Annotated in this window: 22 protein-coding genes; 13 read left to right on the top strand and 9 right to left on the bottom strand. The window is 61.4% G+C overall.

Annotated elements, in window-relative coordinates:
• The first annotated feature begins 62 nt into the window (after window positions 1-62).
• Complete coding sequence (locus JTP94_RS28970; protein WP_204853872.1) at window positions 63-737, top strand: L,D-transpeptidase; 675 nt, start codon at window positions 63-65, stop codon at window positions 735-737.
• A 267-nt stretch (window positions 738-1,004) separates the two neighbouring features.
• Here the strand turns inward: JTP94_RS28970 and JTP94_RS28965 are convergent, their stop codons facing one another.
• From JTP94_RS28965 to hslV, 6 genes are all read right to left on the bottom strand, one after another.
• Window positions 1,005-3,173: a malate synthase G gene (locus tag JTP94_RS28965; protein WP_204853871.1), complete on the bottom strand. Its 2,169-nt coding sequence runs from the start codon at window positions 3,171-3,173 to the stop codon at window positions 1,005-1,007.
• A gap of 119 nt (window positions 3,174-3,292) precedes the next feature.
• A complete protein-coding gene (locus JTP94_RS28960) occupies window positions 3,293-5,296 on the bottom strand; it encodes a hydantoinase/oxoprolinase family protein (protein ID WP_204853870.1) in 2,004 nt (667 codons plus the stop codon).
• 87 nt (window positions 5,297-5,383) lie between these two features.
• Window positions 5,384-6,778 carry a cytochrome P450 gene (locus JTP94_RS28955; protein WP_204853869.1) on the bottom strand — a complete coding sequence of 465 codons (1,395 nt, stop codon included), beginning with the start codon at window positions 6,776-6,778 and terminating at the stop codon, window positions 5,384-5,386.
• A gap of 93 nt (window positions 6,779-6,871) precedes the next feature.
• Window positions 6,872-7,825 (bottom strand): DUF1402 family protein, encoded by a 954-nt coding sequence (locus JTP94_RS28950; protein ID WP_204853868.1) that lies wholly within the window; start codon window positions 7,823-7,825, stop codon window positions 6,872-6,874.
• Window positions 7,826-7,987: 162 nt separating this feature from the next.
• Window positions 7,988-9,298, bottom strand: coding sequence for an ATP-dependent protease ATPase subunit HslU (hslU, locus tag JTP94_RS28945; RefSeq protein ID WP_204853867.1), 1,311 nt, complete (start codon window positions 9,296-9,298; stop codon window positions 7,988-7,990).
• Between the two features lie 44 nt (window positions 9,299-9,342).
• The gene (hslV, locus tag JTP94_RS28940; RefSeq protein ID WP_204853866.1) at window positions 9,343-9,870 is read right to left on the bottom strand and encodes an ATP-dependent protease subunit HslV; all 528 of its coding nucleotides are present in this window, start codon (window positions 9,868-9,870) and stop codon (window positions 9,343-9,345) included.
• A gap of 212 nt (window positions 9,871-10,082) precedes the next feature.
• Here hslV and hisB point away from each other — a divergent pair, with 212 nt between their 5' ends.
• From hisB to coaA, 7 genes are read left to right on the top strand one after another with little or no spacing between them, the layout of a single operon-like run.
• Window positions 10,083-10,691, top strand: a complete 609-nt coding sequence (gene hisB / locus JTP94_RS28935; protein WP_204853865.1) for an imidazoleglycerol-phosphate dehydratase HisB — start codon at window positions 10,083-10,085, stop codon at window positions 10,689-10,691.
• A gap of 24 nt (window positions 10,692-10,715) precedes the next feature.
• Window positions 10,716-11,213, top strand: coding sequence for a DUF2628 domain-containing protein (locus JTP94_RS28930; RefSeq protein WP_204853864.1), 498 nt, complete (start codon window positions 10,716-10,718; stop codon window positions 11,211-11,213).
• A gap of 2 nt (window positions 11,214-11,215) precedes the next feature.
• Window positions 11,216-11,866: an imidazole glycerol phosphate synthase subunit HisH gene (gene hisH, locus JTP94_RS28925; RefSeq protein WP_204853863.1), complete on the top strand. Its 651-nt coding sequence runs from the start codon at window positions 11,216-11,218 to the stop codon at window positions 11,864-11,866.
• Between the two features lie 25 nt (window positions 11,867-11,891).
• Window positions 11,892-12,635 carry a 1-(5-phosphoribosyl)-5-[(5-phosphoribosylamino)methylideneamino]imidazole-4-carboxamide isomerase gene (gene hisA, locus JTP94_RS28920; RefSeq protein WP_204853862.1) on the top strand — a complete coding sequence of 248 codons (744 nt, stop codon included), beginning with the start codon at window positions 11,892-11,894 and terminating at the stop codon, window positions 12,633-12,635.
• Window positions 12,632-13,420 (top strand): imidazole glycerol phosphate synthase subunit HisF, encoded by a 789-nt coding sequence (hisF, locus tag JTP94_RS28915; RefSeq protein ID WP_204853861.1) that lies wholly within the window; start codon window positions 12,632-12,634, stop codon window positions 13,418-13,420. The genes hisA and hisF overlap by 4 nt, the downstream gene beginning before the upstream one ends.
• Before the next feature lie 14 nt (window positions 13,421-13,434).
• A complete protein-coding gene (locus tag JTP94_RS28910) occupies window positions 13,435-13,749 on the top strand; it encodes a phosphoribosyl-ATP diphosphatase (RefSeq protein WP_204853860.1) in 315 nt (104 codons plus the stop codon).
• A gap of 6 nt (window positions 13,750-13,755) precedes the next feature.
• The gene (gene coaA, locus JTP94_RS28905) at window positions 13,756-14,751 is read left to right on the top strand and encodes a type I pantothenate kinase (protein WP_034510765.1); all 996 of its coding nucleotides are present in this window, start codon (window positions 13,756-13,758) and stop codon (window positions 14,749-14,751) included.
• A gap of 60 nt (window positions 14,752-14,811) precedes the next feature.
• Here the strand turns inward: coaA and JTP94_RS28900 are convergent, their stop codons facing one another.
• From JTP94_RS28900 to JTP94_RS28890, 3 genes are all read right to left on the bottom strand, one after another.
• Window positions 14,812-15,420 carry an alpha-ketoglutarate-dependent dioxygenase AlkB gene (locus tag JTP94_RS28900; RefSeq protein WP_204853859.1) on the bottom strand — a complete coding sequence of 203 codons (609 nt, stop codon included), beginning with the start codon at window positions 15,418-15,420 and terminating at the stop codon, window positions 14,812-14,814.
• A gap of 284 nt (window positions 15,421-15,704) precedes the next feature.
• Entirely contained in the window at window positions 15,705-16,139 is a 435-nt protein-coding gene (arfB, locus tag JTP94_RS28895; RefSeq protein ID WP_204853858.1) for an alternative ribosome rescue aminoacyl-tRNA hydrolase ArfB, read from the bottom strand.
• A gap of 357 nt (window positions 16,140-16,496) precedes the next feature.
• Entirely contained in the window at window positions 16,497-18,107 is a 1,611-nt protein-coding gene (locus JTP94_RS28890) for a phosphoenolpyruvate carboxykinase (RefSeq protein WP_204853857.1), read from the bottom strand.
• Window positions 18,108-18,457: 350 nt separating this feature from the next.
• Between JTP94_RS28890 and JTP94_RS28885 the strand changes: the two genes are divergently transcribed.
• The 5 genes from JTP94_RS28885 to JTP94_RS28865 all read left to right on the top strand — a co-directional run bounded on the left by JTP94_RS28885 (window position 18,458) and on the right by JTP94_RS28865 (window position 22,377).
• A complete protein-coding gene (locus JTP94_RS28885) occupies window positions 18,458-19,189 on the top strand; it encodes a response regulator transcription factor (RefSeq protein ID WP_197072741.1) in 732 nt (243 codons plus the stop codon).
• A gap of 84 nt (window positions 19,190-19,273) precedes the next feature.
• Complete coding sequence (locus JTP94_RS28880) at window positions 19,274-21,067, top strand: sensor histidine kinase (RefSeq protein ID WP_204853880.1); 1,794 nt, start codon at window positions 19,274-19,276, stop codon at window positions 21,065-21,067.
• Between the two features lie 8 nt (window positions 21,068-21,075).
• Window positions 21,076-21,528 (top strand): HPr kinase/phosphorylase, encoded by a 453-nt coding sequence (locus JTP94_RS28875; RefSeq protein ID WP_204853856.1) that lies wholly within the window; start codon window positions 21,076-21,078, stop codon window positions 21,526-21,528.
• 153 nt (window positions 21,529-21,681) lie between these two features.
• Window positions 21,682-22,083 carry a PTS sugar transporter subunit IIA gene (locus tag JTP94_RS28870; protein ID WP_034481375.1) on the top strand — a complete coding sequence of 134 codons (402 nt, stop codon included), beginning with the start codon at window positions 21,682-21,684 and terminating at the stop codon, window positions 22,081-22,083.
• Window positions 22,084-22,101: 18 nt separating this feature from the next.
• Complete coding sequence (locus JTP94_RS28865) at window positions 22,102-22,377, top strand: HPr family phosphocarrier protein (protein ID WP_204853855.1); 276 nt, start codon at window positions 22,102-22,104, stop codon at window positions 22,375-22,377.
• Window positions 22,378-22,486 lie beyond the last annotated feature (109 nt).

Below are 22,486 nucleotides of genomic sequence, written 5' to 3'. Positions count from 1 at the left end.
AACCGCAGACAAAGATGATCAATAGTCATCCGTCCCCTGCCACAAAATTTCAAGAGTCCTCCATGCGCATCCGTAATGCTATGACCGCACTCGGCCTTGTCGCAATGCTCGCATCGGCTGGCTATGCCACCACTGCCGCAGCCGCGCCGTCCGCCACCGCAAACTCCGCTGCTGACACCATCAAGACGTTCGATGGTGACTACGGCATCACGAGCGATAACGGCTTCGAACTGCCGGCGATCCCGATCCAGAAGGTGAAGCCGCAGTTCCGCCGCCAGATCGTTGCCTACAAGTCCGACGAGGCTGAAGGCACCATCATCGTCAACACGCGCGAGCGCCATCTCTACTACATCCTCGGCAACGGCGAAGCGATGCGCTATGGCATCGGCGTCGGCAAGCAGGGCTTCTCCTGGTCCGGCACGGCCTATGTGGCCTGGAAGCAGGAATGGCCGAATTGGCATCCGCCGAAGGAAATGGCGGTCCGCCGTCCGGAAATCGCCAAGTATGTCGATGGCGGCATGAATCCGGGCCTGTCTAACCCGCTCGGTGCGCGCGCCATGTATCTCTACAATGACAAGGGCCAGGACACGCTGTTCCGCCTGCACGGCACGCCGGAATGGGCTTCGATCGGCACCGCAGCTTCCTCGGGCTGCATTCGCCTGATCAATCAGGACGTCATCGATCTCTATAGCCGCGTTCTGCCAGGCCGCAGCACCAAGGTCGTCGTCATCCAGTAATCATTGCTGGCATTCAGATTGAAAAAGGCCGCCGGATATCCATCCGGCGGCTTTTTTTGTTCGAGAAACCGGATTGATGCTATGCTGCCCCACCCGCCCTCGTCCTTCGAGGCTCCGCCTTCGGCTGCGCACCTCGGGATGAGGACTGATCTTTTCCGCTGGCCGTAAGACTCTCCCCACCTCATCCTGAGGTGCCTTGCCGTCAAAGCGTCAGCGCAGATGACAAGGGCTCGAAGGATCGAGGTGGCCTCTGACGAAGAGAAGGTATCACCCTACTAGCTTCGCCTTCAGTTCGATGCGGCGGCGATGCAGGACCGGTTCCGTATAGCCGTTCGGCTGCTCGCGGCCCTTGAGCACGAGATCGAGCGCTGCCTGGAAGGCGATCGAACCGTCGAAATTGCCTGACATGGCGACATAGAGCGGATCCGAGGCATTCTGCTGGTCGACGACGGCGGCCATTCGCTTCATCGTCTCGATGATCTGCGCTTCGGTGATGACCTTGTGGTGCAGCCAGTTGGCCATGTGCTGCGCCGAGATGCGGAGCGTGGCGCGATCCTCCATCAGGCCGATATTGTTGATGTCGGGCACCTTGGAGCAACCGACGCCCTGATCGACCCAACGGACGACATAGCCGAGGATACCCTGGCTATTGTTGTCGATCTCGCGCTGGATTTCCTCCGGCGTCCAGTTTGGCCGCGAGGCGACGGGCACCGAGAGGATATCGGAAAGCTTGGCGCGGGCGCGGCTCTTCAGGCTCTTTTGCACGTCGGCGACATTGACGCGGTGATAATGGGTCGCATGCAGTGTGGCGGCCGTCGGCGATGGCACCCAGGCGGTGTTCGCTCCGGCCTTCGGATGAGCGATCTTCTGTTCCAGCATCGCCGCCATCAGGTCCGGCATGGCCCACATGCCCTTGCCGATCTGCGCGTGGCCGGAAAGGCCGCATTCCAGGCCGATGTCGACATTCCAGTTCTCATAGGCCGCAATCCAGGCGGCCTGCTTCATGTCGCCCTTGCGGATCGTCGGGCCGGCTTCCATCGAGGTATGGATTTCGTCGCCGGTGCGGTCGAGGAAGCCGGTGTTGATGAAGACGACGCGCTCGCCGGCGGCGCGGATGGCTTCCTTGAGGTTGACCGTGGTGCGGCGCTCCTCGTCCATGATGCCCATCTTCATGGTGTTGCGGGGCATGCCGAGCACATCCTCGACGCGCGAGAAGATCTCGACCGCGAAGGCGACCTCTTCCGGCCCATGCATCTTCGGCTTCACGACATACATCGAGCCGGTGCGCGAATTCTTGCGGCGGCCGTTCGGGCCTATGTCATAAAGCGCGATCAGGCCCGTGATCATGGCGTCCATGATGCCTTCCGGCACTTCGTTGCCGTCGCGGTCGAGGATCGCTGGGTTGGTCATGAGGTGGCCGACATTGCGTATCAGCATCAGCGAGCGGCAGTGCAGATCAAAGCTGGTGTCATCAGGCGCCGTGTAGGCCACGTCGGGATTGAGCCGGCGTATGAAAGTCTTGCCACCCTTGGCGACTTCCTCCGTCAGGTCACCCTTCATCAAGCCGAGCCAGTTGCGGTAGACTTCCGCCTTGTCCTCGGCATCGACGGCGGCGATGGAATCTTCGCAGTCCATGATCGTGGTGATCGCCGATTCCAGGCGGACGTCGGAAATATTGGCCGGATCGGTCTTGCCGATATCGGTGGCGGCGTCGATGACAACTTCGATGTGGATGCCGTTCTGCTTCAGCAGGATATGCGACGGAGCGGCCACATCACCAAGATAACCGGCGAAATGGCTGCCATCGGCCAGTGCTGCGGCGCCGCCCTTGGTCGCGATCGCCAGAGCACCGCTCTTGACGGCAAGACCGCTGACATCCTTCCAGCTCGCGCCGGCAAGCGGCACGGCCGAATCGAGGAAATCGCGCACCCAGGCGATGACCTTCTCGCCGCGCTTGGGATTATAGCCCCGGCCCTTCTCGGCGCCATCGGTCTCGGGGATGGCATCGGTGCCGTAAAGCGCATCGTAGAGCGATCCCCAGCGGGCATTGGCGGCATTCAGTGCATAGCGGGCGTTCATGACGGGAACGACGAGCTGCGGGCCGGCAATATGAGAAATTTCCGGATCGACATTGGCGGTGGTAACAGTAAAGGCCGGGCCTTCCGGCACGATATAGCCGATCTCGCGGAGGAAGGCTTCGTAGGCGGCAATATCCACCGGCGCGCCGTTCTTGCGATACCAATCGTCTATCGTTGCCTGCATCCGGTCGCGCTTGGCGAGCAGTTCACGGTTCTTCGGCGCGAGATTGTGGACGATTTCAGAGAAACCCGCGAAGAAGGCATCAGCGTCGACGCCGGAGCCAGGAAGGGCCTCCTTGACGAGGAAATCATACAGTACCGCTTCGATCTGCAGCCCGTTCTTCTCAATGCGGCTCATGCCAAATACTCCTCAAGGCCGTTTTACGGCTCAATTTTCACATGCTGCCACTTTGCTCACGGTTTCGCTTTCCGTCAATTTGGCAATAGTTAGAAAGATTTATGCGCCGTCGGAAACAATCAGTCCATGGCAATGCGGGGACGCCCGCTGGCGGTCGCGATAAAACGTGCCTCGATCAGCCTGCGGCTGCCCTCGACCTCCGGCGCATCCACCTGCTCATCCAGCGCCACGACGAGATCCACGGCGCCATTGAGCCGCGCCTGCGCCATCGCAGCCTCGATGGCCCGCGTCCGCGCATCGGCAAAGCTCCTGTCCTCATCGGTGAACCGCAGGCTTTCGCCGGCTCCGTTCAAAACGTAGATACCATCTTCCGGCATGGTGACGAAGACAGTGGCGCTGGCCCGCACCTGGCCGACGACTGCACCGACGGCATTGGCCACATCCGAGTGAGCGGGAATGGCACTTTCGCTCGCCAGCATCGTCGCGATCGCGGGATAATAGACCGGTGCCGAAGCGCCGAGCCCGACCAAGGGACGATCGAGCGAAACGGCAAAGCGGGCAATGCCGGGCGCGCGGCGCAGAGCACGATCGATCGAGATGGACTTGGCCGGATCCAGATCGGCAACGCCATCCTCGGCAAGACAGGCGGCGAGAATGACCTCAGCCGACTGGCGGGTGAGGCGATCGACGATCTTCTGCGCGAGGTCTTCGACCGAAGTAGCGATGGGCCGCCCAGAGCCATCCTTCAACCGCATCGCGAGCGCCAGCCCAAGCCGCGCGGCTTCCGCATTCCACTGGTTTTGCCGGCGGAGCACATGCATGGCATCCGACGGCGTGAGCCCGCTCAGATGAACCAGACCCCGTGCCACCAGCCGATCCAGTGTCGCCTTCTGCGAGGTCATTGTCAGAAGCTTGTCTAGCGCCACGGGAACATCATCGATCCTGTCGAACAGCGCCTGCTCGATCGGTGTGAGGCCGCTTGCCAGATGATCCGGCAGGCCGGTGCGCAGGGCGAAGCGGCCGGCATTACGGGCAAGGTGCGACGCGCGCAATTGCTGCTCCAGCACCTCCAGCACGGCTTGCCCATGCGCATGAGCGGCAAGGCTGAGCGGCAGCAGGCGGCGCGGCCCAAGCTCAAAGCTGACGACGAGGCCGCGATCGTTGATCTTCACCTCCGAATCGCCGCCAAGGCCGTAGGTGCGCATCGCGACGGCTTCGACCATGGTGCGATAGCCGCCAACGACGGCGCCTTCGGCATCCAATCTCGGGCGGCCGGCCTCCATGACGGCGACGTCGGTGGTCGTGCCGCCGATATCGGACACCACGGCATCGTCGAGGCCGGTGAGATGGCGCGCGCCGACGAGGCTGGCGGCCGGGCCGGAGAGAATGGTCTCGATCGGCCGAAGTTTTGCCTCGGCCGCCGAAATCAGCGCGCCGTCGCCACGCACTACCATCATCGGTGCTGCAATGCCGCGTGCCACGAGAAAGCCTTCGCAGGCGCCAACCAGGCGATCGATCATCGATACCAGACGAGCATTGAGCAGCGTTGTCAGGGCGCGACGCGGGCCTCCCAGCTTGGAGGAGAGCTCATGGCTGCACGTCACAGGCAGATGCGAGATTTCACGGATACAGTCGCGCACCCTGATTTCGTGAGCCGGATTCCGCACGGCGAAATAACCGGCGACAGCGAAGGAGGAAACCGACTTCGCCAACTCCGGCAGCGCCTCTTCCAGCGCCGTCAGATCGAGCGGGTTTTCATTGCCGTGGACGTTATGACCTCCCGGCACGAACAGCACCGGATCGGATCCAAGGGCTTCCGCCAGGCCATCCCGCTTCAGATCGTCGGGGCCGAAGCCGATCATGACCAGCCCGGCGCGGCCGCCCTGCCCTTCCACAAGTGCGTTTGTGGCGAGCGTCGTCGACAGCGACACGAGGCCGATCGCCGAAACCGGAACGCCGGCCTCGGCGATGACGGCATCGACGGCGCCGGCGATGCCGACGGCCAGATCATGCCGCGTGGTCAGCGACTTCGCCTTGGCGATCACGCCATCGATTTCATGGAAGAGAACGGCATCGGTGTAGGTTCCACCCGTGTCGATGCCGAGCAGGAAATGAGACGTCACGAAAATATCCAGCTCTTGAACGGACTATGATGCCGTTATTGCATCCTTCCCGCCCGAGCCGCTAGCTGCCAAGCGGCAAAAACAGTCCTATCGCCTCATAACCCGCATCGGCAAACCACCGCGCGGCTGGGTCGTCAGCTTCTGCACCGGCCAGGGATCGGTCTCTTCAGTCGTGTCGAAGCGGAAGCTGCGCATCATGACGGCAAGGGCGATAACCGCCTCCTGAAGGGCGAAGGTCGCGCCGATGCAGACGCGGGGACCGGCGCCGAAAGGCAGATATTGGAAGCGGTTGATCTTGCCGCGGTTCTCCGGAAGAAAGCGCTCGGGCATGAAGGCGCGCGGCTTTTCCCAATAGAGCTCGTGGCGATGCAGCGTCCAGGGCATGATCAATACGGTGATCCCCTTTTCTATCGTCACGCGCTCGCCTTTGGGGCTCGTCCATTCGTCGTCGGCGATAGCGGCGCGATTGATCGAAGGCGCCGGCGGATAGAGGCGCATCGCCTCCTCGAAGGCAGCGCGGACATGCGGCATCAGGTCGAGCCAGGCGACGGGCTCGGCATCGGTCGCCAGCACCCGGTCGATTTCCTCTTCCATCGCCTCGCGGATATGCGGGCTGTTCGCGACGCAATAGAGTGTCCAAGCGAGCGCGCGGGCTGTCGTCTCATGACCGGCGCCGATGAAGGTGAGGATATTGTCCTCGATCTCCTCCATCGTCAGCCCGTCAGGACCGGCCTTTTCCAAGAGCAGCGTCAGGAAATCATCCGGCGCGCTCGCACGGTCCTTGCGCATCTTTTCGAGACGCTGGTTCATGGTATTGCGGACGATGCCGCGAAACTTGTCGAGCATCTTCTGGCCGCCGATGCGGGTGATGCGCGGCACCCAGGCAGGTGCGCGCAACAGGTCCATGGGATCGACGCGCCCCATGCGATGCAGCAGCTCGTTGACATCGTCGGCGAAATGCTCGCTTTCGGTGACGATCTCGCCCGAAAACAGCGTCTCGGCCAGGATGGCGAAGGTGAGCTCGGTCATATCGGAGGCAATATCGAAAGTGGCACCCTTGTCGCCGACACCTTCGTATTTATGCACATATTCCAGGCTCTGGCTCAGCATCTGGCCGGCAAAGCCCTGGGCGTGGCGTGGCGTAAAAACCGGTGCCACAGCCTTGCGCGAGCGCTTCCACACAGGGCCTTCCGCGGTGAGCAGCCCGTCGCGTAGGATCGGACGCAGCACGAGCTGGCGGATATCGGCCATGCGGTAGTTGGCCGCATTGTCGACCAGAATATGCTTGATCAGGCCGGGATCATTGACGATCAGCGTCCGCTCGTTGAAGAATTTGGTCTTGATCCAAGGCAGCGTATAGGAAGGCTCGCCCCATAATTCGAGCGGATTGCGCAGGATCGTGCGGATGATCGTCAATCGCGACGGCGGCACGGTGCGCGGAATTGGCGCCGGCGGAGAAAAGGCTTCCGGGATCATGTCCATGAGATCAATTCTCCTCGAAAGCCGGGCTCCTGCTTGGCCTATGTGGCCTGAGCGGCATCAAGAGCCCGATATGGTGAATGCCGCCAGCAAAATCTAGAGCAGCGACTTCAGGTCGCTTAGCTTATCATTGATAAGCCAGCCATAGTAATTTTCCTCCGGCCAGACCGGCTGCGCAGCGCCCCGGTTCTTTGCGGCAAGTGCTGCGGCGCGCTTGCGGGTGTTGCCGAGATTGTAAAGCGTCGCCGTGATGCCCGGATTGCCCGATATGTCCATGCCGGCGATCGAGCGATAGTCGTCGATCGACTTGCGGATCGATGCGGCAACGAAGGCCAGCGACAGGTCCGGATCCATGATGGCCTTGTAGACGCCGCCGGCATCCTTCTCATCCAGCTTCGGAATGCCCGAGGTGCTGCTGACCAGATCAGAAAGTTCGAGCGCCGTCAGCGGGTTGACCTGGCCTAGGCCGAAGGTCTGGCCGGCGTAAAAGGGCTGGAAGAAAACGGCGCTGAAGCGATTGTCGGGATAGGACTTGCCGCCAACCGTCTTGCCGCGGAAATCGTCTTCCCAGACATCGTCGCGGCAGGTCCAGAGGCTGTAGGAGTCTCTCTTGCTCTTGCAGACGTCGAATTGCGGCCGGGCGATGAAATCGTCGACACCTTCGCCGTCATAGGCGAAGCGGAAGCTTTGACCGGCATAGGAAGCGGCCTTGACGTAATAGGACTGCAGACCGTCATAGGCATCGACATTATAGGTGTGCTCGCCGACGAGCGCGCCGATGATATGGATCGGATCGATGCCATAGGCGCGCGCCGTCGACTTGATCTTCGACATCAGCTTGGTGTCGGTCGCCAGCAGCTCGCGGACCTTCTGGTATTTGCGGTCGAAGGTCGAATTCGTGCCCCGGGTGCGGCGCAGGGAGGCGCCGGGAACCGGCGGCTGTTCGGCATTGCGGTTGCCTGAGGGCACCGCGACTGCCGCTTCCGCAAAGGCAGGCACCCAGGAGAGGCTGGCGACCGCCAGAAGAAATATGATCAATATGCGTCGCAAGATGGCTGTCCTGTCGAAGTTTCAACCGATGTTTCCGTGCGGCTGCCTGAAGGATAAACTTGGCCGAATAAAGCCATCCGACACAAAGAAACGGGCCCCTAACTAAAAAGTTAACGGCCCGCTGTCGAGTGCTTACTGTTTTAAATCGCCTTTGCCGTCCTGCTACAGAATGAAGCGGGACAGATCGGTGTTGTTGGCGAGATCGCCGACATGCTCGCGAACATAGGCGGCATCGATGGTCACCGATACGCCGGCGCGATCCGAGGCATTGTAGGAGATGTCGTCAAGCACCCGCTCCATCACCGTCTGCAGGCGGCGTGCGCCGATATTCTCGACGGTGGAGTTCAGATGCACGGCAACATCGGCCAGGGCGTCGATGGCATCGTCGGTAAAATCGAGCTTCAGGTCTTCCGTCTCCATCAGCGCCTTGTACTGGCGGATGAGGCTGGCTTCCGGTTCGGTCAGAATGCGGCGGAAATCCTCCTTGGTCAGCGGCCGAAGCTCGACGCGGATCGGCAGGCGGCCCTGCAGTTCCGGCAGGAGATCCGAAGGCTTCGACACGTGGAACGCGCCAGAGGCGATGAAGAGAATATGGTCAGTCTTGACCGGACCATACTTCGTCGAAACCGTCGTGCCTTCGACCAGCGGCAGCAGGTCGCGCTGCACGCCCTCACGGGAAACGCCGGCACCCATGCCGCCGTCGCGAGCCGCGATCTTGTCGATTTCGTCCAGGAAGACGATGCCGTCATTCTCGGCGGATTGCACGGCTTCGCGCTGGATTGCCTCGTTGTCGATCAGCTTGTCGGATTCGTCGCGCACCAGTTCCTTATAGGAATCCTTGACCGTCGTGCGCACCTTCTTCGTGCGGCCGCCCATGGCCTTGCCGAACATTTCGGAGAGGTTGAGCACGCCGATATTGGCACCGGGCATGCCGGGGATTTCGAAGCCGCCGGGCATACCGGAACCGGTGTCGGCAACTTCGATGTCGATTTCCTTGTCATCAAGCTGACCGTCGCGCAGCTTCTTGCGGAAGCTGTCGCGCGTCGCCGGCGATGAAGTCGAGCCGACCAGTGCATCGAGCACGCGTTCCTCGGCGCTCATATGCGCCTTGGCCTGAACCTCGGCGCGCTTCTTTTCGCGCACGAGGCCGATGCCGACTTCGACGAGATCGCGGATGATCTGTTCGACATCGCGGCCGACATAGCCGACCTCGGTGAACTTGGTGGCTTCGACCTTGATGAAGGGCGCACCGGCGAGCTTGGCGAGGCGGCGGGAGATTTCCGTCTTGCCGACGCCGGTCGGGCCGATCATCAGGATGTTCTTGGGCATGACTTCATCGCGCAGATCGGGCTCGAGCTGCTGGCGGCGCCAGCGGTTGCGCAGGGCGATCGCCACGGCGCGCTTGGCCTCATGCTGGCCGACGATATAACGGTCGAGTTCGGAAACGATCTCGCGGGGGGAAAAAGTGGTCATTTCGTGTGTTTCCCGTCAGGGCTAGAAACTATCAAGAGAGGAACTCAGGCTTCGGCGTCGAGCGTTTCCACAATCACATTGTGGTTGGTATAGACGCAAATGTCGGCGGCGATATCGAGGGCGCGGTGGGCGATATCCTCGGCGGATTTGTCGGTATCCATCAGCGCACGCGCGGCTGCGAGCGCGAAATTGCCGCCGGAGCCGATCGCCATGGCGCCATGTTCCGGCTCGAGCACATCGCCGTTGCCGGTGATGGCGAGCGTCACGCTCTTGTCAGCAACCAGCATCATGGCTTCGAGGTTGCGCAGATATTTGTCTGTGCGCCAGTCCTTGGCGAGTTCGACGGCTGCGCGCATCAACTGGCCGGGATATTGCTCCAGCTTCTTTTCAAGGCGCTCGAGCAGGGTGAAGGCATCGGCGGTCGCGCCGGCGAAACCGGCGATGACATCGCCCTTACCGATGCGGCGAACCTTGCGGGCATTGCCCTTCATTACGGTCTGGCCAAGGCTGACCTGGCCATCACCAGCCATCACGACCTTGCCGTTCTTGCGAATAGTCACAATTGTCGTCATTTAACACCTGTTTGCCCCCGTTCCGGCGGGCTTTCTGCCGGGCCGCGTTTCGGCCCCGTCAGCACCTATGTAAGAGGGCTTTTGACGATTGCAAATGGCAGCCAAACCGGATGGGCGCATGCGAGCCGGCTAAAGACGCAAGCCCGCGCGTAACTTCTGGATATTTCTCGATACGCCTGATAAGGAACGGCCGTATTCCGATGGAGCAGCCCATGGCAGAGACCGCAGCGAGCCGCACGGCAAGCGTTTCCCGCAAGACCAACGAGACTTCCGTCTCCGCGTCCGTCAATATCGACGGCAGCGGCAAGTCGACGATTTCGACCGGTGTCGGCTTCTTCGACCATATGCTGGAACAGCTTTCGCGGCATTCGCTGATCGACATGGACATCGACACCAAGGGTGATTTGCATGTCGACGACCATCATGCTGTCGAGGATACCGGTATCGCCATCGGCCAGGCCATCGCCAAGGCGCTCGGCGACCGTCGCGGCATCACGCGCTACGCCTCGATCGATCTTGCCATGGACGAGACGATGACCAAGGCGGCCGTCGATCTCTCCGGCCGGCCCTTCCTTGTCTGGAACGTCAGCTTCAGCGCCCCGAAGATCGGCACCTTCGATACCGAACTGGTGCGCGAATTCTTCCAGGCGCTGGCGCAGAATGCCGGCATCACGCTGCATATTCTCAACCATTATGGCGCCAACAATCACCATATAGCCGAGACATGCTTCAAGGCCGTTGCGCGCGCATTGCGCACCGCAACCGAGATCGACCCGCGGCAGGCAGGCCGGGTGCCCTCGACGAAGGGCACGCTCGCCTGAGCCCCAACCTGGGGAAGTGAAGAAATGGCAAGCTATCTGATTTTGACTCCACCCGGAGCGCCGGACCGATCCGAAGTATCGGATCGGTATCGGGACGGTACGCGATTCATCCGCGACGGCTTTTCCTGGAAGGCCTTCCTGTTTCCGACGCTGTGGATGCTTTTCCATCGCTTGTGGCTGCATGCCGCCGCCACGTTTCTGCTGCAAGGCCTTGCCTTGGAATTGATGCGCCAGCCGGGCCTTTTTGCCGCCGGCGCAGCCGTTCTGCTCGGCGTGCATGTTCTATCAGCGCTCGAAGGCCCGCATGCGCTCAGCCAGCGGCTTATCGACCGTGGCTGGAAAATGGAAAATCTCGTCTCCGCGCATGATCTGGCGACGGCGGAGGAGATCCATTTTTCCGAGGTCGAGCAGCAGCCGCAGCAGAATATCCATTCGAAAGATTGGGATATCTCGGCCAACAATACCAATCCCAGCCGCTCCGGTCCGAATTTCGGCCTTCCCGGCTATGACGGAGGACGCTGACCATGCGCGTCGCAATTATCGATTATGGTTCCGGCAATCTGCGCTCGGCCACCAAGGCTTTCGAACGCGCTGCCCGCGAAGCCGGCATCGATGCTGACATCGACCTTACCGATGATGCCGAGCGCGTCGCCACCGCGGACCGCATCGTACTTCCGGGCGTCGGCGCCTATGCCGATTGCCGGCGCGGGCTCGATGCCGTTTCCGGCATGGCGGAAGCCGTGATCGATGTCGTGGAACACAAGGGCCGCCCTTTTCTCGGCATCTGCGTCGGCATGCAGCTGATGTCGTCGCGCGGGCTGGAAAAGACGATCACTGAGGGGTTCGGCTGGATCAAGGGCGACGTCAAGGAGATGACCCCGAGCGATCCAAGCCTGAAGATCCCGCAGATCGGCTGGAACACCCTGGATATCCGGCATCCGCATGCGCTGTTCGACGGTATTCCGACCGGGCCGGACGGACTGCACGCCTATTTCGTCCATTCCTATCATCTGGCGGCCGACCACGGCGGCGATGTCATCGCCACCACAAGCTATGGCGGGCCGATGACCGCCTTCGTCGGCCGCGACAACATGGCCGGCTCGCAATTCCATCCGGAGAAGAGCCAGAAGCTCGGCCTCGCCCTGATCGCCAATTTCCTGCGCTGGAAGCCGTAAGGCTCGCGCTCCAAGGATAGAAATCATGATTCTCTTCCCCGCTATCGACCTAAAAGACGGCCAATGCGTCCGCCTGAAGCTCGGCGACATGGAACAGGCGACCGTCTACAATCCCGATCCCGGCGCGCAGGCAAAGGCCTTCGAGGACCAGGGCTTCGAGTGGCTGCATGTGGTCGATCTCAACGGTGCCTTCGCCGGCGAGACTGTCAACGGCGCTGCTGTCGACGCCATCCTCAAGGCGACGAAAAATCCGGTGCAGCTTGGCGGCGGCATCCGCACGCTCGACCATATGGAAAACTGGCTGTCGCGCGGGCTCACCCGCGTCATCCTCGGCACGGTGGCGGTGCGCGATCCGGCTCTTGTCGTCGAGGCCTGCCGGATATTTCCGGGCCATATTGCCGTCGGCATCGACGCCAAGGGTGGCAAGGTGGCGGTCGAGGGCTGGGCGGAAGCCTCCGAACTCGGCGTCATCGAGTTAGCCAAGAAATTCGAGGGCGCCGGCGTCGCCGCGATCATCTACACCGACATCGACCGCGACGGGATCCTGACCGGCATCAACTGGGCGTCGACGCTGGAATTGGCCGATGCCGTCTCCATTCCCGTCATCGCCTCCGGCGGGCTTGCCTCGCTGGACGATATCCGCCGCATGATCGAGCCTGATGCCCGCAAACTGGAGGGTGCGATTTCCGGCCGGGCGCTCTATGATGGCCGCATCGATCCCACGGAAGCACTGGCGCTGATCAAGCAGGCCAGGGAGGCAGCGCAATGACCCTGAAAGCCCGCGTCATCCCCTGCCTCGACGTCAAGGACGGCCGCGTTGTCAAGGGCGTCAACTTCCTCAATCTCGTCGATGCCGGCGATCCGGTCGAGGCGGCCAAGGCTTACGACGCCGCCGGCGCCGACGAGCTCTGCTTTCTTGACATCACAGCCTCTTCCGACAATCGCGAAACCATCTTCGACGTGGTGGCGCGGACGGCCGAGCAATGCTTCATGCCGGTGACTGTCGGCGGCGGCGTGCGCGCTATCGCCGACATCCGCAAGCTGCTGCTCTGCGGCGCCGACAAGGTGTCGATCAATTCGGCGGCAGTGAACAATCCGGATTTCGTCGCTGAAGCCGCCGACAAGTTCGGCAACCAGTGCATCGTCGTCTCGATCGACGCCAAGCGGCGGCGGACCGAGGCGCTCGGCGGCGACAATATGAGCGCCTGGGAGATCTATACCCACGGCGGCCGCAACGCGACCGGCATCGACGCCGTCGATTTCGCCCGCCGGATGGTCGAGCGCGGCGCCGGCGAGCTACTTGTCACCTCCATGGATCGCGACGGCACCAAGGTTGGCTACGATCTGGAACTGACACGGGCAATCGCGGATGCTGTGCGCGTGCCTGTTATCGCGTCGGGCGGCGTCGGCGATCTCAACGATCTCGTCGCCGGCGTCAAGGAAGGCCATGCGACGGCGGTGCTCGCCGCCTCGATCTTCCACTTCGGCACCTATTCGGTGGGCGAAGCAAAGCGCTACATGGCGGAGCGCGGCATTCCCATGCGGCTCGATTAGGAGGCAGCGAACCAATGAGCGGATTTACCCTTTCCGACCTCGAACGAATCGTCGAGGAGCGCTCCAAGGCACCGCCCGAGGAATCCTGGACCGCTAGGCTATGCGCCGCCGGCCAACCGAAGGCCGCGAAGAAACTGGGCGAGGAAGCGATCGAGGCCGTGATGGCGGCGGTCACCAACGATCAAGCCAACCTCACCTATGAGGCAGCAGATTTGCTTTATCATCTTATGGTCGTATTGAAGATTGCAGGCATTCCGTTACAGAATGTCATGGGTGAGCTCGAAAGGCGCACCGCACAATCCGGCCTTCAGGAGAAGGCGAGCCGGTAGAAAGCGATGACGATAGCAACCAAGACCCCGACTGCGCCCGAGACGCTCGATATTTTTCAGGCGAAAGCCTATTCGCCCTATTATTTCTTTTCCTCGGAAGAGTGGGCGAAATTCCGGGCCGACACACCGCTGACGCTGACCGCCGACGAAGTGACGCGGCTGCGCTCGATGGGCGATCCGATCGATCTCAACGAGGTCCGGCGCATCTATCTGTCGTTGTCGCGCCTTTTGTCCTCGCATGTGGAATCCTCGCAAATCCTGTTCGAGCAGCGCAACCGGTTCCTCAGCCTTTCCGATGTCGCCAAGACACCGTTCGTCATCGGCATTGCCGGCTCCGTCGCCGTTGGCAAGTCCACCACGGCCCGTATCCTGAAGGAATTGTTGCGCCGCTGGCCGTCGAGCCCGAAGGTCGACCTGATCACCACGGACGGCTTTCTCTACCCGAACGCCGAGCTGCAGCGCCGCAACCTGATGCAGCGCAAGGGCTTTCCGGAGAGCTACGATACCGCGGCGCTGCTGCGTTTCCTCTCCGCCATCAAGGCCGGACAGCCGGATGTGAAGGCACCCTGCTATTCACATCTGGTCTACGACGTGCTGCCGAGCGAGTTCAAGACAGTCGACCGTCCGGATATCCTGATCTTCGAAGGCATCAACGTGCTGCAATCGCGGCATCTGCCGGCCGACGGCAAGATCGTGCCGATGGTCTCGGACTTCTTCGACTTCTCGATCTATATCGACGCCGACGAGGATCTTATCCATAATTGGTATGTCGCCCGCTTCATGAAGCTGCGCGAAACCGCCTTCCGCGATCCCAATTCCTTCTTCCACCGCTATGCCTCGATCAGCGACGAGGAGGCCCTGGCCATCGCCGAAGGGCTCTGGAAGAACATCAACCTCAAGAACCTGCGCCAGAATATCCTGCCGACCCGCCCGCGTGCCGATCTCATCCTGCAGAAGGGGAAGAACCATCTGATTGAGCAGGTGGCGCTGAGGAAGCTTTGAGGCTCAGAGCATTTCTAGGAAAAGTGCGCAACGGTTTTCCGTCCGGAATGCGAAAATGCTCTAAGCCTCAACCCGCCTTAGGGTCAGGTTTATTCGCCCACCATTCTTCAGCAATGTCGATGTCGCCGGATAGATGCGATCGACGCCATGGAAGCAAAGCCTCCCCTCGCCGCCCAGAACGACGATGTCGCCGCTAGAGAGCTTGAAAGATAGCGTGCGATCATTGCGGTTGAGACCGCCGACCCGGAAGAGGCAGCTATTGCCCAGCGAGATCGACAGGACGGGTGCGGCCAGATCCTGTTCGTCACGGTCCTGATGCAGGCCCATGCGGGCATCGTCACCGTAGAAATTGACGAGGCAGGCCTGTGGCAGCTTTTCATAGCCTGCTATATCATTCCACAGATCGAGCAATTGCGGGGGCATGGCAGGCCATGGCCTGCCGGTGACCGGATGCGTCGGCTGATAGCGATAGCCGCGCTGCTTGTCCGTGACCCAGCCGAGTGAGCCGCAATTGGTCATGCGCACCGACATTTCCTTGCCGGTGCCGGGCATGGCGGGCGTGTAGAGCGGCGCTTCGGTCACGACTGCGCGGATGGCGTCGACCAGGGCTTCCTGTTTGGGGCGGTCGAGATAGTCGGGGAGATGGCGAATTCCATTGGGGAGCAGCATTGATGTTTTCCTGATGGTGCCGGTCAGGTGAATGTGCCGTCGTCGCACTCTTGTGCGTGGCCCCTCACCCCCGCCCTCTCCCCGCAAGCGGGGCGAGGGAGCCTATCTTGCCTTAAGCCAATCCACCACAAGTGGAGAGCCTTGCGGTTTCGCGCTGTCGTCCCTTCTCCCCGCGTGCGGGGAGAAGGCGGGGATGAGGGGCCAGGTACACAGTTGCGGCAACGCCGGACTCACCTGACACACCCCTACTTACCCCACCCAAACCAAAGCCGCAGCCCGAACGCCTAGTCACCGCCCGGCTTGCCGCGCATCTTCTTGACTTCGGAGCGCCCGGACTTCTCCTTCAGCCGGCGTTCGATCGAACCCTTTGTCGGCTTGGTCTTCCTGCGCGGCGCCGGTGGCGGGGCCGCAGCTTCGAGGATCAGTTCCTTCAGCCGCTCGCGCGCATCCTCGCGATTGCGATCCTGGCTGCGGAAACGGTTGGCTTCGATCATTAGCACGCCGTCTTTGGAGACGCGCCGCCCGGCCAGCTTCACGGCATTGGCCTTGACGCGGTCGCTGAGCGAGGGCGAATTCTGGATGCTGAAGAAAAGCTGGACAGCGGTTGCGACCTTGTTGACGTTCTGACCGCCAGGACCGCCCGCCAGAACGAATTGTTCCGTCAGCTCCCAGCCGGCGATCGTGATCCGGTCGTTGATGTAAAGCGCTTCGCTGGCCATGGTTTTCTCCGCGCCTGTCTATCCCACATCGGAGCGCGATTGAAAATATGGTTGTGTAGCCAGTTTGGGGCCGCCTCGTCCTTCGAGGCATTTCCGCGCCACGCGCCGAAATGCGCCTCAGGATGAGGGCGGAGTGACCAGCGCGTCAGGCGAGAGACCTCACCGTGAAGAAGCCCAAGGCGCCATCTCGTCCCTCGAGGCACGTCAACGCATAACGCCAAATGCACCTGGGGATGAGGGCGAAGTGACCAGCGCGTCAGGCGAGAGGACCAGCCCTCATGGTGAGGAGGCCCAGAGGGCCGTCTCGAACCACGAGGGCGAGTGAGTTTCACGTGAGTCGTCGATGCCTCGGGGAGACTATTCCGCTGCGACAGGCATTCCCGGCGCCGCGTCGCGGACATTGCCGTCCACGTGATCCTCGAACTTGGCGAAGTTGGTCACGAACATCTGGACCAGCTTCTTGGCCTGCGCATCATAGGCCTCGCCATCGGCCCAGGTGGAGCGCGGGTCGAGGATGGCCGTGTCGACGCCGTCGACGGCAACCGGCACCGCAAAGCCGAAATTCGGATCGATGCGGAATTCGACATTGTCGAGATCGCCCTTCAGGGATGCGGCCAGCAGGGCGCGCGTCGCCTTGATCGGCATGCGCCGTCCCTTGCCGTAGGCGCCGCCGGTCCAGCCGGTGTTGACCAGCCAGCAGCCGGCGCCGTGGCGCGCGATCAGCTCCTTGAGCAGATTGCCGTATTCAGCGGGATGGCGTGGCATGAACGGGGCGCCGAAGCAGGTCGAGAACGTGGCTTCCGGCTCGACGACGCCCTTCTCCGTGCCGGCGACCTTGGCGGTGTAGCCGGAGAGGAAATGGTACATCGCCTGATCCGGCGTCAGCCTGGCGATCGGCGGCATGACGCCGAAGGCATCGGCCGTCAGCATGATGATCGTCTCGGGATGGCCGGTTAAGCCGGATTCCGAAGCATTCGGGATGAAATGCAGCGGATAGGCGCTGCGGGTATTCTCCGTCAGCGAACCATCGTCGAGATCCGGGCGGCCATGCTCGTCCAGCACGACATTTTCCAGCACGGTGCCGAAGCGGCGGGTCGTGGCGTAGATTTCCGGCTCGGCCTCGGCCGACAGGCGAATGGTCTTGGCGTAGCAGCCGCCTTCGAAGTTGAAGATGCCGTTTTCGCCCCAACCATGCTCGTCGTCGCCGATGAGCGTGCGCGTCGGATCGGCCGACAGGGTCGTCTTGCCGGTGCCGGACAGACCAAAGAAGATCGCAGCGTCGCCATCAGGGCCGACATTGGCCGAGCAGTGCATCGGCATGACGTCACGCTCCGGCAGCAGATAGTTCAGCGCGGTGAAGACCGATTTCTTCATTTCGCCGGCGTAGGACGTGCCGCCGATCAGAATGATGCCGTTGACCAGATCGCAGGCAATCACGGTTTCCGTGCGGCAGCCGTAACGCTCCGGGTCGGCGCGGAAGCTTGGCAGGTCGATGATCGTCAGCCTCGGAACGAAGCTTTCGAGCGCCGAACGCTCGGGACGGATCAACAGGTTGCGGATGAACAGCGAATGCCAGGCGAATTCCGTGATGACACGCGTCGGCAGGGCGTAGTCGCGATCGGCGCCGCCGATGAGATCCTGGACGAACAGGTCCTTGCCATGCACATGCGCCAGCATGTCTTCCTGCAGCAGCGCGAAGTGCTCCGGCGACATCGGCTTGTTGTTGTCCCACCAGATCTGATCCTCGGTGGTGGCGTCGCGCACGACGAACTTGTCCTTCGGGGAACGGCCGGTGTGCTGCCCCGTCAGCGCCCTCAGCACGCCATCGGCGGTGAGATCAGCTTCGCGGCGGCGAATCGCCTCCTCATAGAGATGGGCCTCCATGAGGTTATAGCGCACGCTGGCGGCGGCTCCCAGGCCGATCGATCCCAGTTCGGTTGCGGGATTACGGACGCCGAATTGCTCCATCACTTTTTTCCTCAACAAGGCCTTGGCCGTTAGAACTTTCTAAAGCGTAGAGACGTCTTTTTAAAAGCACAAGAGCGAAAATCAAAAAATCTTTAATGATATCAGTTATTTAATCGATTTAAATAAACTTCGATAATTTTAAATCGTTTGAATCGGTAACACCGGGACGTTTCGTCGCACAACCTTTGAGCAAGCGCATCGCGGTTCGACAATCCACCCCTTTATCTTTGCCACAATTTGTTCCACCTTTATCCCCATAAGCGCGCCAGGTTACCGCCGACCGAGCTGGCAGACCGCCTGGGCTGGATTCCAAATCCGGGAGACGCGCACTGATGACGGAGACGAATACCATGTTGACAATCGCGCTCGTTGACGACGACCGCAATATCCTGACTTCCGTATCGATTGCCTTGGAAGCAGAGGGATATAAGGTAGAGACCTACACCGACGGCGCGTCCGCGCTCGATGGTCTGCTCGCCCGGCCGCCGCAGCTGGCGATCTTCGATATCAAGATGCCGCGCATGGACGGCATGGAACTTCTGCGCCGCCTGCGGCAGAAGTCCGATATACCAGTGATCTTCCTGACCTCGAAGGATGAGGAGATCGACGAACTCTTCGGCCTGAAGATGGGCGCCGACGACTTCATCACCAAGCCTTTCTCGCAGCGCCTGCTGGTCGAGCGCGTCAAGGCGGTGCTCCGCCGCGCTTCCGCCCGCGAGGCCGCGAACGCAGCCGGCGGCAGCGCAGCCGCCAAGCCGGGTGCCACGCAGCAGGCCCGCTCGCTGGAGCGCGGCCAGCTCGTCATGGACCAAGAGCGGCACACCTGCACCTGGAAGGGCGAGCCGGTGACGCTGACCGTCACGGAATTCCTGATCCTGCATTCCCTGGCGCAGCGCCCCGGCGTCGTGAAGAGCCGCGATGCCCTGATGGACGCCGCCTACGACGAGCAGGTCTATGTCGACGACCGCACGATCGACAGCCACATCAAGCGGCTTCGCAAGAAATTCAAGATGGTCGATCTCGATTTTGATATGATCGAGACACTGTATGGCGTCGGCTACCGCTTCCGCGAAGCTGCATAATAGTTAACTGGACCATACGCCTGAGAATGGAATAAGAGCATGCGGACGGGATCACAGATCCCGTTCTTCGAAAGGGCCATTGGTTTGGCACAGCTGGTGCAGGACAGAGATATAGATGACGCGGAAAGCCCGAGCGGCGTTCGACCTGCGCGCCGCCGATGGACTCATCCGTTCACGCTGATCCGCCGCATCTTCGGCAATGCCGTCTTTTCGAGCCTGACGCGACGCATCCTGTTCTTCAATCTTGCCGCGCTCGTCGTTCTTGTCGGCGGCATTCTCTATCTCAACCAGTTCCGGGAAGGGCTGATCGACGCGCGCGTCGAGAGCCTGCTGACCCAGGGCGAAATCATCGCCGGCGCAGTTTCCGCCTCGGCATCGGTCGATACCAATTCCATCACCATCGATCCGCAGAAGCTGCTCGAGCTGCAGGCCGGCCAGAGCATCACGCCTGTTCCGAACGATGAGGATCTGGAATTCCCGATCGATCCGGAAAAGGTGGCGCCCGTGCTGACCCGGCTGATCTCGCCGACACGCACCCGCGCCCGCATCTTCGACGCCGATGCCAACCTGCTGCTCGACAGCCGCCACCTCTATTCCCGCGGCCAAGTGCTGCGCTATGACCTGCCGCCGGTAGACGACGAGAAGCAGAGTTGGTCCGACTGGTTCAGCGGGTTGCTGAACAAGATGCTGCAGCCGGGAAACCTGCCTGTTTACAAGGAAGCGCCCGGAGGCGATGGCTCGATCTATCCGGAAGTCATGAATGCGCTGACCGGCGTGCGCGGCGCCGTCGTGCGCACCACGGAAAAGGGCGAGCTGATCGTCTCGGTCGCCGTGCCCATCCAGCGTTTCCGGGCCGTGCTCGGCGTGCTTTTGCTCTCGACCCAGGCCGGCGATATCGACAAGATTGTCCATGCCGAGCGCCTGGCGATCATGCGCGTCTTCGGCGTCGCGACGCTGGTCAACGTCGTCCTGTCGCTGCTGCTGTCGTCCACCATCGCCAATCCGCTACGCCGGCTCTCGGCCGCCGCCATTCGCGTGCGCCGCGGCGGGGCGAAGGAGCGCGAGGAAATTCCGGATTTCTCCGCCCGCCAGGACGAGATCGGCAACCTGTCGATCGCGTTGCGCGACATGACGTCGGCGCTCTATGACCGCATCGATGCGATCGAAAGTTTCGCCGCCGATGTCAGCCACGAGCTGAAGAACCCGCTGACATCGCTGCGCAGCGCCGTCGAAACGCTGCCGCTCGCCAAGAGTGACGATTCCAAGAAGCGGCTGATGGATGTGATCCAGCATGACGTGCGCCGTCTCGACCGGCTGATCAGCGACATCTCCGACGCATCCCGTCTCGACGCTGAACTTGCCCGCTCGGATGAAAAGTCACTCGATCTGGAAGTGCTGCTGCGCGACATGATCGATATTTCCCGCCAGGTCGGACACACCAAGAGGGCAGTCGAGATCGAGTATCTGGTCGACCGCAAGCCGGCCAACAAGGCGAAGTTCACCGTCGTTGGTCACGACTTGCGTATCGGTCAGATCGTCACCAATCTCATTGAAAACGCCCGATCCTTCGTCCCGAACGGCAATGGCAAGATCACGGTGAGGCTGACGCGCACGAGAACGCGCTGCGTCATCTACATCGAGGATAATGGCCCCGGCATCCAGGCCGAGGACATCGACCGCATCTTCGAGCGTTTCTACACCGACCGGCCGGAAGCGGAAGGCTTTGGGCAGAATTCGGGTCTCGGCCTGTCGATCAGCCGGCAGATCGCCGAGGCGCATGGCGGATCGCTGCGGGCGGAGAACCTTATCGACACTGATGGCACGACGCTGCTCGGCGCCCGCTTCATCCTGTCGCTGCCCGCCCAGACGCCGGCATGAGCGGCCGCATGACCGTCGAAGCAGCCAATATTCACGCGACGGCGATCGTCATCGGCAAGACCGGCCTGTTGTTTCTAGGCCCCTCGGGCAGCGGTAAATCCTCGCTCGCCTTTTCATGCCTCGCAGCCGCCAAGCCACTCGGACTTGCCGCGGCGCTTGTCGCCGACGACCGCGTGCTGATCACAGAGCAGGATGGTTCCATCATCGCCGAATGCCCGCCTTCGATCGCCGGCCTGATGGAAATCCGCTACACCGGCATTGTTCGCCTGCCTTATGTTCAGAAGGCCGAAATGCACTTCGCCATCCGTCCGGTCGATCCGGCGACGGCGGAAAGGCTGCCTCCCGAGGACGAGCAGATAAACGTGACCGGTTCCATCCGGCTGCCGCTGGTCCGACTGTCGGCCAACTCGATGAATCCGCTCGCTATAATTATGGCGAAAATCGCCACCAGTTTGGAATAATCGGCCTTTTAAGCTTTCACAGGCGTTCAAATCCTGTATTTTAAGCTTGCACTTCGTCTTTTCATCGCCAAGATGTCCCCCCACCGGTGGACGACATTGCTGCATTGCGATATGGGCCACCTGTTTGCGTAATGCGATGGGAGCAGTAATATCATGATCGGACTTGTGCTTGTCACTCATGGCAAGCTAGCTGAAGAGTTTCGGCATGCGGTCGAGCATGTCGTTGGTCCGCAGAAGTTCATAGAAACGGTATCCATTGGTCCCGAAGACGACATGGACAAGCGGCGGCAGGACATTCTGCAGGCTGTCGCCGGCGCCGATGATGGCCACGGCGTCATCATCCTGACCGACATGTTCGGCGGCACGCCCTCCAATCTTGCAATTTCCGTCATGAATAGCGGCCATACCGAGGTCATCGCCGGCGTCAACCTGCCGATGCTCATCAAGCTTGCGGGCGTGCGCGGCGACAACAACATGGAGAAGGCTCTCGTGGAAGCTTCGGAGGCAGGGCGCAAATACATCAACGTGGCCAGCCGCGTGCTCAGCGGCAAATGACGAGACAGCATCGCCCCCATGACCGAGCTTTCCAGGGAACTCCTGATCATCAATAAGCGAGGCCTCCACGCCCGCGCCTCCGCCAAATTCGTCCAGACCGTCGAAGCCTATGACGCCGCCATCACCGTTTCAAAGGACGGAACCACGGTCGGCGGCAATTCGATCATGGGCCTGATGATGCTTGCGGCCAGCCCCGGCTGCAGCGTGGTAGTGACCGCGAGCGGCAATCAGGCCTCCGAAGCGCTCGAGGCGCTCGACCAGCTGGTGGCCAACAAGTTCGGCGAGGAAATCTAACTCTTCCTCTTAGTCGACATCGAGACATAAAGACATAAAGACTTCTTTATATCATTATTGATTTCCAGCCTGAAGCCTGCTACACGGCATCATCCCACACGCTGTCAGC

The sequence above is a fragment of the Martinezella lusitana genome, assembly GCF_016901135.1.
Lineage (GTDB): Bacteria > Pseudomonadota > Alphaproteobacteria > Rhizobiales > Rhizobiaceae > Rhizobium > Rhizobium lusitanum_D.
Note: the sequence above shows the minus strand (reverse complement) of the source record. Positions and strands in the feature narration are given on the sequence as shown.